This is a genomic window from Paenibacillus sp. NFR01 (genome assembly GCF_900111565.1).
Taxonomy (GTDB): Bacteria; Bacillota; Bacilli; order Paenibacillales; family Paenibacillaceae; genus Paenibacillus_AQ.
In genome coordinates, this window is record NZ_FOIK01000001.1 from 70,812 (window position 1) to 87,959 (window position 17,148).

7 protein-coding genes are annotated in these 17,148 nt (G+C 54.1%); 1 reads left to right on the forward strand and 6 read right to left on the reverse strand.

Annotation, left to right across the window (positions count from 1 at the left end; genetic code table 11):
* Positions 1–62 precede the first annotated feature (62 nt).
* From BMW84_RS00370 to BMW84_RS00390, 5 genes are all read right to left on the reverse strand, one after another.
* Positions 63–911, reverse strand: a complete 849-nt coding sequence (locus BMW84_RS00370) for a DegV family protein (RefSeq protein ID WP_091063175.1) — start codon at positions 909–911, stop codon at positions 63–65.
* Between the two features lie 181 nt (positions 912–1,092).
* Positions 1,093–1,953, reverse strand: a complete 861-nt coding sequence (locus tag BMW84_RS00375) for an AraC family transcriptional regulator (RefSeq protein ID WP_175498623.1) — start codon at positions 1,951–1,953, stop codon at positions 1,093–1,095.
* Positions 1,954–2,191: 238 nt separating this feature from the next.
* Complete coding sequence (locus BMW84_RS00380) at positions 2,192–4,510, reverse strand: glycoside hydrolase family 65 protein (protein WP_091063177.1); 2,319 nt, start codon at positions 4,508–4,510, stop codon at positions 2,192–2,194.
* A 93-nt stretch (positions 4,511–4,603) separates the two neighbouring features.
* On the reverse strand, positions 4,604–5,266 hold the full coding sequence (pgmB, locus tag BMW84_RS00385; protein ID WP_091063179.1) for a beta-phosphoglucomutase: 663 nt from the start codon (positions 5,264–5,266) through the stop codon (positions 4,604–4,606).
* Between the two features lie 203 nt (positions 5,267–5,469).
* Positions 5,470–6,504, reverse strand: coding sequence for a LacI family DNA-binding transcriptional regulator (locus BMW84_RS00390; protein WP_091063182.1), 1,035 nt, complete (start codon positions 6,502–6,504; stop codon positions 5,470–5,472).
* A gap of 619 nt (positions 6,505–7,123) precedes the next feature.
* Here BMW84_RS00390 and BMW84_RS00395 point away from each other — a divergent pair.
* Entirely contained in the window at positions 7,124–14,686 is a 7,563-nt protein-coding gene (locus tag BMW84_RS00395; RefSeq protein ID WP_091063185.1) for a pullulanase, read from the forward strand.
* Positions 14,687–15,118: 432 nt separating this feature from the next.
* Here the strand turns inward: BMW84_RS00395 and BMW84_RS00400 are convergent, their stop codons facing one another.
* Positions 15,119–16,864 carry an alpha-glycosidase gene (locus tag BMW84_RS00400; protein ID WP_091063187.1) on the reverse strand — a complete coding sequence of 582 codons (1,746 nt, stop codon included), beginning with the start codon at positions 16,862–16,864 and terminating at the stop codon, positions 15,119–15,121.
* Between the last annotated feature and the right edge of the window lie 284 nt (positions 16,865–17,148).

A 17,148-nucleotide genomic window follows, 5' to 3' on the forward strand; every position in this document is an offset into this window, starting at 1 on the left:
CCCAGACATACAATGACCCCGGAATCCGCTTTAGCGTGGACGCCGGGGTCATTTTTCATGTTTTATTTTACTGCGTAAATCAGACCGACGGTTCCCGGTCCGCAGTGGCTGCCGATGACGCAGCCGGCTTCAATGATGGCAATGTCGTCAACGCCGGTATGCGCGCGAAGCGCGGACTGCAGGAAGAGCGCATCTTCCTCGGCCTGCGTATGGGCGACGATAATCAGCTCGTCATCGATGCGGCCGACATCCTCCAGCGCATGCTGCAGCATTTGCTCGACGGCCTTCTCCTTTTTGCCGCGCACTTTGTTGACCGGAATAATCGCGCCGTCGACCAGCCTTAGCACCGGGCGAATCTTCAGCAGGCTGCCGATGAAATTGGTCATCCCCGAGCAGCGGCCGCCCATATACAAATAATCGAGCGTATCGACGACAAACTCGGTCTCGACCTTGGAACGGCCGGCTTCCAGCATGGCGGCAATGTCAGCCGCGCTGTCGCCCCACAAGGCCGCTTTGGCTGCCTTGACGGCCAGCAGGCCAATGCCGCCGCAAAGCGTCTCCGAATCGACTACGCGGACGCGGCCTTCGGGATATTCTCCGGCGGCCAGCAACGCATTCTGGTATGTAGAAGATATCGCCGACGACAAACCGATGTATACCACATCGCCGCCGCTTTCAATCACCGGATCAAAGGCAGCCATAAAGTCTGCCGGCGACGGCGCCGCCGTCTTCGGCAGGGCGCCGGCCGCGGCTACCTTACGGTAGACTTCCTCCGGGGTGATATCTATGCCATCTCTGTATGTACCGTCTTCGAAAACGACGTAAAGCGGAATGACGCCGATATCATATTTCTCCTTCCAGCCTTGAGGCAGATCGGCAGTGCTGTCTGAAAAGACTTTAACGATCGACATAAATTTCTCCTTCGCAAATCTCGAATGGCATGTCCTGATAATAGCCAAATAATTGTTTATTATACCAAGCCTTAGCCGTTTCTCAAAATGAAAAATGATATATGTCATATAGCAAAAACCGCGATCCCCCCAGTAATAGGGAGACTCGCGGTTAGTTGAGGCGTTTGCGCGGCGCCGCTTTTTACTTTTTCATCACCGGAATCCAGATTTCGCACGTATAATCTTCGCCTTGCGGGTCTCCGGGAGGGTAAAGCTCGAATTCGGCTGTGCCGGCATGCTGATATCCGGTGCCCGGGAACCATTCCTGGAAGATCCGCTCCCACACATGCTGGATCGCATGCGGCATTGGTCCGACGGAAGTGAAGACGGCAAAGGTCGAAGCGGGAACAAGTGCTTTTTCAAAACCTTTAGCGTCCGCATCCGCATCCGCTTCCACGGCGACCCAATACGACAGCATCTCCTTGTCCATGTTCATGTCCATGCAGATGCCGAGAATGTCCTCGTTTTTGCCGATCTCGTACAGCTTGTTGGACGTACCGTCCGCATTGCACTCATTCCAGAACTGCGGAATTTTGCGGAAGTTCTCCCCGTCCCGGGTAGTTACCTCCAGCTTTTTGCCGATGACCGTAAAAGCTTCTCTTTCAACAATTTTGTACTCCATTTCCTGATCTCCCTTCAAAGATAAATGGAAGGAGAGACGAGGGTACGCTTTCAGCCGTACGCCCGGTTTGCGCGCATCCGAAGGGGAATGGCCATGCGCCTTGCGAAACGCTTTGGCGAACGATTCCGGGGAATCGTAGCCGTATTTCAGCGCGGCATCCAGCACTTTGATCCCGGTCAGCGCCAGCTCCTGGGCCGCCAAGGTGAGCCGCCGTCTGCGGACATAATCCGCCACCGTGACGCCGGTCAACATGGTGAACATGCGCTGGAAGTGAAAGGGCGAGACATGCGCCACTTTAGCCACTTCCTCAATGCGCAGCGGCTCCGTCATGTTCGCTTCCAGATAATCCAGGGCATCCTTCATTCGGATCAGCCATTCCACTCGCGCCATCTCCTTTAAGTACATCGTAGCATAGCGGTCCGGAGCAATCCTGTCATTCCGTGCTCATTGCTGACAGGTCCGGTACTTGTCCGTCTCTATCAGTGTACTCGACCGAAGGCAAAGCGCATAGAGGATCGCGGGGTAACAAGCGAAGTAAATCCGATGAATCAGCCTCGGCGCCTGCGCCTTAATCAAACCGGCCCCGAAGCCAGGGCTTCGGGGCCGGGAGTCGCTTATATTACGCGGTGACGGAAGAACCGCCGGCGGTAATGCTGCCAAGTCCTTGCACCGTATATTCCGTATCGTACACGGTTACTGCAGCCGGTACGTCGGTTTCATTGACGACGGTCACCTGAGCGTCGGTCACAATCACCTTCAGGCGTGCGCCGCGGAAGTTGATTTTGAAAGAATATGAGCTCCAGTGTCCAGGATTCAGCGGTTTCAGCACGAGCCGGTCGTTCTGTACGCGCAGGCCGCCGAAGCCGTGCACGAACGACATCCAGGTTCCCGCCATACTGGTCGTATGACAGCCGTCTTCCGTATCGTTGTTGTAGTTGTCGAGGTCAAGCCGCGACGTACGCAGATACATTTCATAAGCTTTGTCCTTATATCCCAGCTCGCAGGCGAGAATCGAATGGATACAAGGGGAGAGGGAGGACTCGTGAACGGTCAGCGGCTCATAGAAATCGAAATTGCGTTTTTTGACGTCCAGATCGTAACGGTCACCCAGGAAATAAAGGCCTTGCAGCACATCGGCCTGCTTGATGTAGCAGGAACGCAGGATGCGGTCCCATGACCATTTCTGGTTCAGCGGCCGGTGCTCCGGCGCCAGCTCGTTTACAGGGATCAGCTCTTTATCGAGGAAGCCGTCCTGCTGCAAGAAAATGCCGCGTTCTTCGTCCTGCGGATAGTACATTTTAGCGATGATTTCTTTCCACTTATCGGTTTCGCTCTCCAGCAGCTCAAGTTTGTCAAGCAGCTCGGCATAACGCGAAGCTTCATTCGCCTTGAGATATTCCAGCGCTTCAAGCGTATATTCCATCGTCCAGGCGGCGATGCGGTTCGTGTACCAGTTGTTATTGACGTTATTCTCGTATTCGTTCGGGCCGGTTACGCCGAGCATAACATATTTGTCCTTATGCGCAACGTAGTGCACGCGTTCTTCCCAGAAACGCGAGATTTCCGCCAGCACTTCCAGGCCGTATTGGCCGAGATAGGCTTTGTCTCCGGTGTAGTTCACATAGTTGTAAATCGCATAGGCGATGGCGCCGTTGCGGTGAATTTCCTCGAACGTAATTTCCCATTCGTTGTGGCATTCCTCGCCGTTCATCGTCACCATCGGATAAAGCGCGCCTTTACCGAAGCCAAGCTTACGGGCATTTTCCTTTGCTTTTTCCAGATGCTTATAGCGGTAGATCAGCAGGTTGCGGGAAATCGCCGGGTCCGCCGTGCTGAGATAGAACGGTACGCAATACGCCTCGGTATCCCAGTACGTGCTGCCGCCGTATTTTTCGCCGGTAAAGCCTTTCGGTCCGATGTTCAGACGGTCGTCTTCGCCCGTGTAAGTCTGGTTCAGCTGGAAAATATTAAAGCGGATGCCCTGCTGCGCGGACACGTCGCCTTCGATGATAATATCGCTTTCCTTCCATTTATCGCCCCAAGCCGCCGCTTGTTCATCGAGCAATGCGACGAAACCGGCTTCTCTGGCCGTTTGCAGCGCAACATTAGCCGCTTCCACCAGTTGGCCCAGCCCGTAATCGCGGGAGGTAACATTGGCAGCATACTTATAAATCACCGCTTGTTCGCCGCTGCGCACCGGAAGGCTTACTTTGCTGGCCACATATTTTTCGTTTTCGATGACTTCCGCATCCGGAGCCATCTTCGCACCGTTTACATAGATATCAAAAGCGAATGCCGAAGTGACGTGGAAATCAAGCTTTTTCGTCTTCAGCGTCAGATGCCCGCCGTCTGTGCCGCCTTGTTTCTCGACTTCGTTCCAGAACTTCTCGTCGTAGTTGGAGTCTTTGTTCTTGATGTCGCCGTCGAGGTAAGGGGTGACGGTCAGCGTTCCATCGAAATTCACCGGCGTTACGGCATAGCGGATCGCGCCGATTTCGCGGCGTTTCAGGCTGACAAAACGGATTGCGTCCACCTTGACGGTTTTGCCGTCCGGAAGGGTAGCGGTAAAGCTGCGCGACAGCGTGCCTTCCTTCATGTTCAGCACGCGGCGGAATTCGCCGACGGTGCAGGCGGCCAGATCCAGCGGTGTTCCGTCGATTTCGATGTCAATGCCGATCCAGTTGGTGCTGTTCAGCACTTTGGCAAAATATTCGGGATAGCCGTTTTTCCACCAGCCGACCCGGGTTTTGTCCGGATAGTAGACGCCGGCCATGTAGCTGCCCTGCAGGCTGTGCCCGCTGTATTGCTCTTCAAAATTGGCCCGTCCGCCCATGTATCCGTTTCCGATGCTGAATACGCTCTCGGAAATTTCCTGGGATTTCGGATCAAACGATTCCTCGATGATGCACCACTCGTCAATCTTCAAATATTGCTTCACTGTTACCGGCTCCTTTAAATAGGGATAAATAATCATGCTTGTTGGGAAAATCCATATGAACACAGGCGGATAACCGCATGGTATTACTGTTCGTTAAACGGCGGCCAATGATTCGCCAAGTTTTGGCAGGCTGATCTCGGCTAGCGAAGACACGACGAAATTTGCGGCCGCAAGCGTTTGCGGCGAACCGATGCCGACGCTGCGCATTCCGGCGCGCGTTGCGGCTTCAATGCCGGCTTCGGCATCCTCGAAGACGACGCAGTCGGCCGGGTCCATTCCGAGTGCTTTGGCGCCGAGCAGGAACACCTCGGGATCGGGTTTGGCGGCGCTGGTATGATTGCCGTCGATAATGGCGTCAAAATATGGCGTAAGCCCGGTGTTGTCGAGAATGGCCATGGCGTTTTTGCTGGCCGAGCCGAGCGCGGTCTTCACGCCGTTCTCCCGGCATTCCCGCAGAAATTCCAGCGCGCCGGGCAAAATTTCCGAGGCGTCCATCTTGGAGATGTATTCCACGTACCGGTTGTTTTTTTGCTCGGCCAAGCGCAGCTTCTCTTCTTCCGGCAGCGTCAAGCCGCCGATCTCCAGCAGAATATCAAGCGATGCCATCCGGCTGACGCCCTTCAGGCGCTCGTTGTCATGCTCGGTGAAGGTGAAGCCCAACTCTTCGGCGAGCTCTTTCCAGGCGATAAAGTGGTATTTGGCGGTGTCGACCAGCACTCCGTCCAGATCGAACAGACAGGCTTTGATTGGGGACATAGTGAACCTCCTAAAAGATATACTTCTTAGAAATGGGATCGCAGCAGGTGAATATTAGCGCAAACGTTTGAACAATGGTTGAAAAAATAAATGAAGCCGGTAAGCTTCATTTATTTTCTTGCCCTAACACTTCGCCATCTTTCGTTGCTTGATTCCCTAAACAAGGTTATGTAGGCCCATAGCCAGCATAGTACACCGGCATCCTATTTCTTCGGGGCATACATGGACGATTCTCTGACGATCAATCGGTGAGGAATGACAAAACGGTTCGTATAACCGTCGTGGTTGTCCGGTCGCTGAATCGCCTGAATGAGTACCTGGGAAGCTGTATAACCCAAATGATAAATTCCGATATCGATACTGCTGATCGGCGGGCTGGAAAGCTCCGAAAGCGGAATGTTGTTAAAGCTTACAATCGCCAGATCTTCGGGAACCTTGTAATTCAGCTCGTTTAATCCGCGCAGTACGCCGAAGGAGACCATATCGTCCACCGCGACAAGCGCCGTCGGCCGGTTCGGCAGATTCATAAAAAACGACATCGCCCGATAGCCGCTGTCCTGCAGAAACTCGCCTTCCACAATCCATTCCGGCTTCATTTCCAGGCCGCTGTTCATCATGGCTTTGCGGTAGCCTTCCAGCCGGTCGCGCGAAACGATCAGGTTGGACGGTCCGCTGACAAAGCCGATCCGTTCGTGGCCCATGGAAATCAAATGATTGGTGGCGTCATACGCTGCCATGACGTTATCGTTGTCGACCGACAATATATCCTCATGACGATCGCTTCGTCCAACCAGAACAAAGGGGTAATCGTTCGATTCCAGAAAATCAATGACCGCATCGTCTTTACGGGAATACAGCAAAATAACGCCGTCCACGCGCCGGCCTTTCAGCAGGCGGGAAACAGCCTCAAGCTCTTCCTTTTCATTCGCCCCCGAGCTAATGAGCACATCATAGCCTGAACGGCTGGATTGCGTGACAATCCCGCGGATCAGCTCCATGAAGAACAGGTTGGAGAATAATTCCTCAGCCGGTTTCGGTAAAATGATGCAAATGCTGTTGGTCGTCTTCGAAACCAGGCTTTTCGCCATCATGTTCGGTGTATAGCCCATTTCCTCCATGATCACTTTGACCTTGCGGGAAGTTTCTAGGCTGATTCTGGGATGGCCTGACAACACCCGGGATACCGTGGAGGGAGAAACTCCCGCTTTCTTGGCCACATCCTTGATGGTAACTGTCATAGAAACCTCCTTATGGAACCGTTTGCTTTACACAGTTATATTAATCGAAGAGCCGTAAATTGTAAATACATAAAGTCTTTTTGCGGGGTTTTTGCGGGCATTTTCGGGGGATCCGGCACTGTTATTGCATACTGAATCTGAATTGTGCAGCATATAGTGGGGTTGAAGCGTTGTTATACGTATGCAAACGATATGCAAATAAACGCTTACAAAGGACTATTCTTAAAATTCAGGAACGGGAAGGAAACGTAAAGCGCTTCCTTGGATGAAATAAGATGAAAAATCGCGAGAAATCAGTCCTAAGGAAAGGCATAAGGTCTGAAGAAATAGGTTGACAAATTCCAGATTACGGAATTAGTATGTTAACCAAGATATAAAAGCGCTTACAAGTGTGAATTTTGTGCAACAGCTAGTTGCACAGCTTTGTTTGCGTGTGAAAAAGGAAGCCGGCTAACCCATTTTTGCAAACGTTTGCGCATGCAAAAGGGTAAAAAGCAGGCGATTTATTTTGAAAAGGAGGTCGGAATCAGCTCCAATTCGGCCTGAGCAGCCGCGCTCAAGAATCAGAACCAAAAGCAGACGCAGCACCATTACATCTTTTGACGGGAGGATTCACGGAATGAAGTGGGCGAAACGGGGTAAAAAAGCTTTTGCCATCTGGATGATCGCAGCGCTTGTACTCTCAAGCTTTACGTTTTATCCCCGGCAGGCGGCAGCAGAGGAAGAAACACGAACCGCAACTGTAGTAGGCGATTTCCAATCGGAGCTGCCCGGGGGAGGCGGGGACTGGGATGTTGCATCCACGGTAACCAAAATGACCTATATGGGCGAGGGCTTGTATACGTTCACGGGGACATTGCCGCAAGGCAGCTACCAATACAAGATTGCCATAGACGGCAAGTGGACGGAGAGTTACGGCAAAGGGCGTTACACTAAACCAGGTGTTACCGGGGACGGAAATATCGAATTTACGCTCACCGGCGAAACCGCAGTGACGTTCTACTACAACGACATCACCAAGCGCATCGCCGATTCGACGTATTATAAGCCGGTGGAGCCGCGCCTGACGGGAACGCTGCAAAGCGAGCTCGGGGACCCGGCGGATTCGTCGCCGTCAGCGGCCGGGACCCTGTTGACCGATGCCGATTTTGACAACATATACGAACGGAAAGTAAACCTGCCGAAGGGCGACTATACTTACCAGATTTATGTTCCAGGCGCGAGTGCCGCAGAAGATGCGCTTTATCCTGCCGGTCCGCAGGACTTGAAGCTGCCGGTCGATGTGCCGGTGACGTTCAAGTACAACGCGAATGCCGATAGCCATGCGGTTAGCGCGACCTTCACGGTTCCAACCGAACCGGGCAAGGTTACGCCGGTGCCTGCCGGAAGCATTCGCCTGCATTATCAGCGCGCGGATGGCGATTACGACAATTGGGGGCTATGGGTATGGGCCGATGCTGCGGCGAATTCCGTGAATTGGCCGACAGGAGCAACGCCATTCTCCAGTGAGCAAAAGGATTCTTTTGGCGCGTATGTCGACATTCCGCTGAAAGCGAATGCCCAGAAGTTATCTTTTCTCGTCATCGATAAAAAGGGTAACAAGGACGGAGACAACGACAATATTTTTACGATCAATACGCCGGAGACCAATGAAATCTGGTTTAAACAAGGGCTGAAGTCCGTAACCCCTTACGAACCGGTTGATCTTGCAAAAGATACCGTCCGGATTCATTACACGAGGACGCTAGGGGATGAAGAAGGTTATGGCCTGTGGTTATGGGGAAATGTAGCCACACCTTCCGAGAACAACGGACAATGGCCGAAGGGCGGCACTCCTTTTCCTAAGGAGAACCGCGACCGGTACGGCTTGTATGTGGACGTTCCGCTGACAACCGGGGCCAAAGAAATCGGGTTGATCGTCATGAAGCCGGCAACCGGCGACAAAGACGGCGACAATAAAACCTTCACGCTGCTGGATAAATACAATCAGCTATGGCTCAAGCAAGGCGATCCCAACGTCTACGTTTCACCTTTCGGCGAAATGGCGGTGAATTTGTCGCAAGCAGAAGCGCTGTCGCTGAGCAAGCTGCAGCTTACGTTTACGACGACCAGCGGGTTGACCGCTGCGGGACTCGGCAGTGCCGTTACCGTGACGGACAAAGACAAAAAGCCGGTTGCGGTAAGCAAAGCAACGATCCGGTCGGGGACGGCGGTGGAGCTGGATACGGCGGCTTTTACTTTTAATCAGCTTCCGCTCCAGGTAACCTATAACGGCAAAACCGTACCGGCTTCCTCCGGCTGGCGTCTGCTGGATTCGCTGTACAATTACACCGGCGATGACCTGGGGGCAACCTATAATGATTCAAGCAAATCGGCGCAGCTGAAGCTGTGGGCGCCGCTGGCCAGCAAGGTAACGGCGGTGTTTTATGACAAGGCCAACGCCAATACCGAGGTTGGGGAAATTGACCTGACTCAAGGAGAGAAAGGCGTCTGGTCCGCCACGGTTACACCATCCGACCTCGGAACAGGATTATCCGACGTTCGGGGCTATTACTACCAATACGAAGTGACCAATAATGGCGTCATGAAAAAGGTGCTCGATCCTTACGCCAAGTCGATGGCCGTATTCACGGTGAATACAAAAGGTGAAGCAGGCGCAGACGGCGACACGGTCGGCAAAGCGGCGATCGTCGATCTGGACGAGACGAACCCGAAGGATTTTAAGGATTCTAAAGCCGATATCGACGGGTACGAGAAGCGGGAGGATGCCGTCATCTACGAGGTGCATATCCGCGACTTTACGTCCGATGCCGCCATCGAAAGCAGTCTGGACGGAGAACGCTGGGGCTCTTATGCGGCGTTTGCCAAAAAGCTGGATTATCTCAAATCCCTCGGCGTGACCCATATCCAGCTGTTGCCGGTCATGGCCTGGTACTACGGGGATGAGACGAAAGCCGGAAACCGAGAAGACGATTATTCGGCGCAAAACAATGAATACAACTGGGGATACGATCCGCAAAGTTATTTTTCGCCGGACGGAGCTTATTCAGAGAATCCAGCCGACCCTGAGCTGCGCATCAAAGAACTGAAGAGCTTGATCGATGCCGTGCATGACGCGGGCATGGGCGTGATTCTGGACGTCGTTTACACGCATATGGCCAAAGCGGATTTCCTGAACGACATCGTGCCGAACTATTATGCGTTCCAGGACGCAAGCGGCAATTTCCTTGGCGATTTCGGCAACAATCTGGCTACCAGCCATCTGATGGCAGAGAAGCTGATGGTCGATTCGGTCAAATACTGGTTCAGCGAGTATAGAATCGACGGCATGCGGTTTGATATGATGGGCGATGCCACGGCGGAAACGGTTCAAGCGGCTTATAATGCCGCAGCTTCGATTAATCCGAACGCGCTGTTCCTCGGCGAAGGCTGGGACACGTTCAAGGGCAACAAAGCAGACCCGGCGCTGGAGGGCAAAGGGGCGACCCAAAAATGGATGAACCAGACGGACGACGTTGCCGTATTCTCCGATGAATTCCGCAACGAGCTGAAATCCGGCTATCCGGAAGAGGGCACAACCCGCTTTATTACGGGCGGCGCCCGTTCCATTGACACGATTATGAATAACATCAAAGCCCAGCCGTCCAACGTGACGGAAGACGATCCGGGCGATATCGTGAACTACATCGAGGCGCATGACAATCTGACGCTGCATGACGTCATTGCGAAGGCGATCAAAAAAGATCCGAAGACGAACGAGACGGAGATTCAAAAGCGGATTCGTCTTGGTAACATGCTGCTGTTCACCTCGCAGGGAACGGCGTTTATACAGGCGGGGCAGGAGTATGGCCGCACGAAGCAGTTGCTGGAAGACGACAGTATACCGGAGCAGAAATACGATGCTTTTAAAGACATAAACGGCCAAACTTTCGGCTATTTTATCAGCGATTCCTATGATTCTTCCGATGCGATCAACCATTTCGATTGGGCAAAAGCCACCGATTCTACTGAATATCCGGTGCAAACGGAGACGGTTGCTTACACCGCTGGCCTGATCAAGCTGCGTAAATCGACCGACGCGTTCCGTCTCGGTGACCAGACGCTGGTGAATACGAACGTAAAATTGATCGATTCCCCGGAGGTCAATGATAACGATCTCATCATCGGTTACAGCAGCAGATCAACCGACGGCACAGGGATTTACTATTCTTTCATAAACGGCGACAGCGTTTCGCGTACGTTGTCCTTGCCGGTTGATTTAACCGGCGGCGAAGTCGTCGTCGACGACGACCAGGCGGGAACGGCGGCAATTCCGGCGAATGAGCAGAGCGGTTTTACATTGACGAACCATTCCATCGAGTTGAAGCCGCTAACTGCAGTTATCATTAAGGTTGCGACCACCACTGACATACTTAAAAATCTGAGTTTGGATTCGTCAAGCTATACGCTGACCGTAGGCGATACCCATAAATCGGCAGTAAAAGCGATCTATGAGGAAGGCAGCGAGCGCAACGTTACGGGAAGCGCGGCCTATGTTTCCGATAAGCCGGAAGTGGCCTCTGTTACGAGCACTGGTGTCGTTAAAGGGCTTAAAGGCGGGACGGCGGTTATAACCGTCAGTTACGGCGGCAAGTCGGAGGCTATTACGGTTAAAGTCGTGCGCCCGGCGCTGGACAACAAGCGGTACCTTGAGCTTACCTATACCCGTCCGGACCAAAATTACGGCGATTGGAACCTCTGGGTATGGGGGACCGGCGCGACCAACGACAAAATCAACTTCACCAAGTACGAGAACGGCAAGGCAAGCGCGTTGATCGAGCTGTCGCCGAACGCAACGTTGTTCGGGTTCCTGCTCCGCAAGGGCGAGGATTGGAATACGGCCCTGCAGGATATCAGCGACGACCGCGAGATTGCGCTGCCGGCTGGTGAGCAATACATCAAAGTCGATGTGACAAGTATGGTGAGAAATGTAGCGATGAAACCCGGGGTTACCGGACCGGTGCTGAATGACGGCGCTGCCCAATTCTTTTACCGAGATCCCGAGCTGTTCCGCATCGGAGACCTTACACCGATTACCGACATCAAAGTCAAAGTGGACGGACACGAATACCCGATGACTTATGATCCGGTGGGCGAATGGTATACGTATACGCTCAAAAATTTGAGCGAAGGCAAGCACGCCTACACTTATATCATTACAAAAGACGGCGAAACGAGCGAAATTGCCGATCCGAAAAATACGGTAGACGGCAAGTCGGCTTTTGAATACCGTAACCGGGACACGTCGGTATCCCTTTCGGCGGCAGTAAATCCGGGGGCGGTAAATGCCAACGAAAACGCGGTCCTGAAGGTAAACGTGGCCTCCGACCAGGCGCTTTCGCTGCGGGAGGGCTATCTGGATCTTACCCCGCTCGGCGGTCCGGCCAAAGCGGCACTGGATGTGGGGCTGCTGCAGCAGACGATCGCGGTGAAGGATTCCGTGACGGCGGGCAGCAAGCAGATTCCGGTTACCTTGATCGATAAGTATGGCAACAAATATACAACGGCTGCTACCGTTACGGTGAAATCCAGAGTATACACGGACAGCAAGCTTGATTTTGACTGGGATGAAGCCCGGATTTATTTTGCGCTGACCGATCGGTTCGCCGACGGAGATGCCACCAATAACAGCAATGTGGATAAAACGCAGCTCGAAGCTTATCACGGCGGGGATTTCAAGGGCATGATCGATAAGCTGGATTACCTTAAGGAGCTGGGCATCAACACCTTGTGGATCTCACCGATCGTGGATAATATCGATTTCAACAAGGGCGCAGATTTCAACGGCACGCAATATGCTTACCACGGCTATTGGGCCAAGGATTTCACACAGCTCGACGAGCATCTCGGCGACATGGCGACCTTCAAGAAACTGATCGACGAGGCGCATAACCGGGGCATCAAAATCATGGTCGACGTCGTGCTGAACCATGTCGGCTACGGCTTGAAGGAAAGCGACAACTATCCGACGATTACGGCGGAGGACAAGGAGCGCTTTGACGGCATGCTGCGCAGCGACAATGTGTCGACAGACCAGAATGTGACCCAAGGCGAATTGGCCGGACTGCCGGATCTGATGACGGAGAAACCGGAAGTGCGTCAGGCCATTATTGATTGGCAGACCGGATGGCTGGACAATGCCCGGACCGAACGCGGCGATACAATCGATTATTTCCGTGTCGATACCGTGAAGCATGTGGACAGCACGACCTGGAAAGCTTTTAAAAATGCGCTGACCGCCATCGACCCAAGCTTCAAGCTCGTCGGCGAATATTACGGAGCGACCGTGTACGGCGACGGCGGCATGCTGCAGTCGGGGCAAATGGACAGCTTGCTGGATTTCGGCTTCAAGAAAAAGGCGCAGGCTTTTACCAATGGCAGCATCAACGCCGTTAACGCCTATCTCCAGGAACGCGAAGCCATGATCGATAACACGCGGATGATGGCGCAGTTCCTGAGCAGCCATGATGAAGACGGCTTCCTCTCGGAATACGTGGGCGGGGACGAAGGCAAGCTCAAAATCGCCGCCGCGCTGCAAATTACGGCCAAAGGCCAGCCGGTCATTTATTACGGCGAGGAGCTGGGCCAATCGGGCAAAACTGCAGGCGATCTGAGCCAAGGCAAGTTAAGCGAAAACCGCAAAGATATGCCATGGGGTCAGCTGACTGCCAAAGCGGCGCTGCATGACCACTACCAGAAGCTGCTGAACATCCGGGCGAAATTCTCCAAAGTGTTCTCGAAAGGCACGCGCACGTACTTGGCGGGCACGGATGCCACGGGATATCTTGCCTTCAGCAAAGCTTACGAAGGTGTAAACGTAGTCACAGTCATCAATACCAAAACGGAAGCCGCATCCGCGGAAATTCCGGTGCCTTTTGCAGCGTTTTCGATCGTCAAAGACGAATACGGCGGCAATACGTACATCGTTCCGGCGGACCGTATTCTGAAGCTTCAGCTGCCAAGCAGAGACAATGGCGGTACGGTGATTTTGAGTTATGCCGGCATGGCTTCCGTTGTTACGGCGCCGGAGCCGCAAACGGTTAAAACTGAAGAAGCGGTTACAGCCGAAACGTTGAAAAATATCAAAGACGGCAAAGCTTACGTCGAGCTGAAGACTGGTGCAGCCCTGCTGCCGCTGAATGCGGGAACGCTGCTTGGCGTAAGTCCACTGGTGTTAGGCATGGACGGCGTGGAAGTCACGCTGCCGGGCGAATTGCTTGCCGGTATCGGCGCGAGTCTGAGCGGCGCAGCCGCAGAGGGCGCCCAAATCCGTTTTGAAGCGCACCCGCTTGCGGCCAGTGCAGCAAGCACGCTGCTGAGCGGGCTGCAGGACAGCACGACGGCCATTCAAGCCGTATCCAACATCTATGAATTCAAGCTGGCCGTTGTGAAAAAGGACGGCTCGTTGCTTCCGGTCTCCGCATTGGCGAAGCCGGTGACCTTGACGTTCAAGCTGCAGGGCAGCCCGAACGCCAGCAAGCTTGGCGCCTATTACATCGGCGATAGCGGCGAGCTGACTTATGTGGGCGGTACGCTGAAGGACGGAACGCTGACTGCAACCGTCCGCCATTTCAGCAAATACGCCGCGCTCGTCGTCGATAAATCCTTCAAGGATGTGCCGGCGGCGCATTGGGCGGCGGAGGCGATCCAATCGCTGGCCGCCAAGCAGATCGTCACCGGCGTTACCGCGGCTGAATTTAAGCCGGCGGGCAACGTCACCCGCGCGGAATTCGCCGCGCTGCTCGTCCGCGCGCTGGGATTGCCGGCGGAAGGGCAAGCCGCGTTCGCCGACGTGAAAGCGGACGCCTGGTACTCCGCGTATGTGGCCGCGGCCGTGAAGAGCGGCATCGTGGGCGGACGCGGCGCGGACATCTTCGCGCCGAACGAAGCGATTACCCGCGAGGAGATGGCCGCGATGGTCATCCGCGCGCTGGACGTGAAGCTGGGCAAGCAGCCGGAAATTACGGCTGCGGGTCGCGGCTTTGCCGACGCGGCTTCCGTGAGCGCCTGGGCGGCGGCGTATGTCAACGCCGCCGCAGCGCTCGGCCTCGTCGAAGGCCGGGCCGGCAACGTTTTTGCGCCGCAGGCGCTGATGACCCGTGCGGAAAGCGCGCAGGTCGTGTATAAGCTGCTGCGGCAATAGGATTGGCCGCAGCATGAGCGACAACGGCAGAAATGCCGTTGTTGGCGCGTCCCGCGCGTCGCTGGTGCCCCGCACTTAAACAAATGACCTCATCGTCACTTATCGGTGGAGATGAGGTCATTTTTATTCTTTTCAACCCCCGCAAAACTTGCTCCGTTGCATTTCGTACAGCAGATTCGCTCAGAAACGCAGTCATTTCCGAATCCATTGCAGATTGTGCCACAGATTTCGGCGTATGGGGCTGAAACGGGGCAGAATCGGAAAATCCGTTGCGCATAATGCAACGAAGCCCACAGAACCAGGGACGGGTTTGTTGCAGCGATTGAAGCGAAAGCGCGAATATAGCATACGGTCAGATAAAAAAAGGAGAGTCCCGAGCAGCCGGTTATGGCGTCGGGACTCTCCTTATTTTATTAGATCTTTCAATGCCGTCTACAGATTCGCCTTAAGAATCGCGTAGCCGAAGGCTGGCAGTTTCACCGATAGCTTGCCGCGTTCGGCACGGTAAGCCTGGCCGGTGAAGAGCTCTTCCCAGTTCCGCTCCTCGACATCGAGGCGGAAAGTCTGGGAGGTCTGCTCGGTGTTGATGAGCACGATCAGCATGTCATCGCCCAGCACGCGCTCATAGGCCAGCTTGGTGCCCTGGCGTCCTGCCTCCAGGAATGCGAAGCTGCCGGTACGCAGCGCCGGATGCGCGGCGCGGATTTGGATCAGCGTGCGGTAGTAATCGAACAGCCCGCGGTCCTGCTTAGCCGGATCCCATTCCATGCATTTGCGGCAGCCCGGATCGCCTTCGCCGTCCATGCCGATTTCATCCCCGTAATAGATGCACGGCGTTCCCATAAAGGTGAACTGGAACAGGGCAGAGAGTTTCAGCTTGTTTTTGTCGCCGCCGGCCAGGGTCAGAAGGCGCGGAGTGTCATGGCTGTCCAGCAGGTTGAAGGCTACTTCGCTCGCCTGCAGCGGATAACGGGACAGCTGCTTGCCGATGGCGTTGGCGAAACCTTCCGCATCCAGCGTTTCATGCACGAAGAAATCGAGCACGGCATCGGTGAACGGATAGTTCATAACCGCGTCGAACTTGTCGCCTTCCAGCCAAGGAGCCGATTCATGCCAGATCTCGCCGAGAATATAGGCTTCCGGGTTGGCGCGTTTAACCACCTTGCGGAAGTCCCGCCAGAATTCGTGGTCGACCTCATTGGCGACGTCGAGGCGCCAGCCGTCAATGCCAACATCCTTGATCCAGTATTCGGCCACTTTCAGGAGATAAGCTTTAACCTCCGGATGTTCCGTGTTCAGCTTTGGCATTTTCGGTTCGAACGCAAAAGCGTCATAGTTCGGAATATCGTTTTCCACCTTCAGCGGGAATTCGCGGACATGGAACCAGTCTTTGTACGGGGAGGCTTCGCCTTTCTCCAGGACGTCGACGAACGGCGCGAACGTACGGCCCGAATGATTGAATACGGCGTCAAGCAGCACGCGAATGCCGCGCTTGTGACAGGCGTCGACCAGCTTCTTGAGCGTAGCCACATCGCCGAAATGCGGGTCAACCTGCATGTAATCTTCGGTGTCGTATTTATGGTTCGTCGTTGCCGTGAAGATCGGGGTAAAATAAATGCCGGTAATGCCCAGCTCGCTCAGATGGTCGAGATGGTCGATAACGCCCTGCAGATCTCCGCCGAAGAAATTATCCGGGCGCGGCGTTCCGCCCCACGGCAGCACATTTTCCGGGTCCAAGCTGTGGTCGCCGTTCGCGAACCGTTCGGGGAAAATCTGATAAAATACCGCATCCTTTACCCAAGCCGGCGGTGTAAACACATCCACGGGGTTGATGAACGGGAACTCGAACAGCCGGTTCGGATTGGCCGGACGGTCCGTTTGAAAGTCGTTTTCCGTCATCCAGACGCGTTCATGATCCTTTTGCAGCAGGAATCCGTATTTCAGGCGGCGGTACAGCGGCACCGATTCGCATTCCCAGTAATCGAACATGGCGTCGGAGGTGAACAGCTTCATCGGAATCAGCTCTTTGGTGTCCTCCCAGGCATATTTATCGCCGGCATAGGCGAAAACCTCGGTTAAATCTCCCTTTTTGGCCCGGAGACGGAGATGGATAGTCCGGTAATCATAAGCATAAGACCAGTTCAAACGCGGGCGGTGATAAACAGCTTCAAGTAACATATGTACCTCCTAATGATTGAATTCTGTGATTTTTGAAGTAAAAGCGGGTTTCTGCGGCGGCCGGACCCTTTTCCCGGTCTTCTTTGCGAGTGCATATTATTGGGAATAACTGATAATTAATATTGAATGTGGAAAATAACATTCTGATTGCACACGTAGCGCAACTATTATGCCAGTATTGCACAATTTTCGCCCATCACAAAAAGGCACAACCGTCTCCGGGAAAGCTTGTCCGAGGTTGTACCTGATCAGTTACATTGCCTTTGTATTGGAAAAGGACCGGA

Excerpts from the sequence above, each read along its gene's own strand:
- BMW84_RS00395 (WP_091063185.1), top strand. The coding sequence starts at position 7,124 with ATGAAGTGGGCGAAACGGGGTAAAAAAGCTTTTGCCATCTGGATGATC.
- BMW84_RS00370 (WP_091063175.1), bottom strand. The coding sequence starts at position 911 with ATGTCGATCGTTAAAGTCTTTTCAGACAGCACTGCCGATCTGCCTCAA.
- BMW84_RS00390 (WP_091063182.1), bottom strand. The coding sequence starts at position 6,504 with ATGACAGTTACCATCAAGGATGTGGCCAAGAAAGCGGGAGTTTCTCCC.
- BMW84_RS00400 (WP_091063187.1), bottom strand. The coding sequence starts at position 16,864 with ATGTTACTTGAAGCTGTTTATCACCGCCCGCGTTTGAACTGGTCTTAT.
- pgmB (WP_091063179.1), bottom strand. The coding sequence starts at position 5,266 with ATGTCCCCAATCAAAGCCTGTCTGTTCGATCTGGACGGAGTGCTGGTC.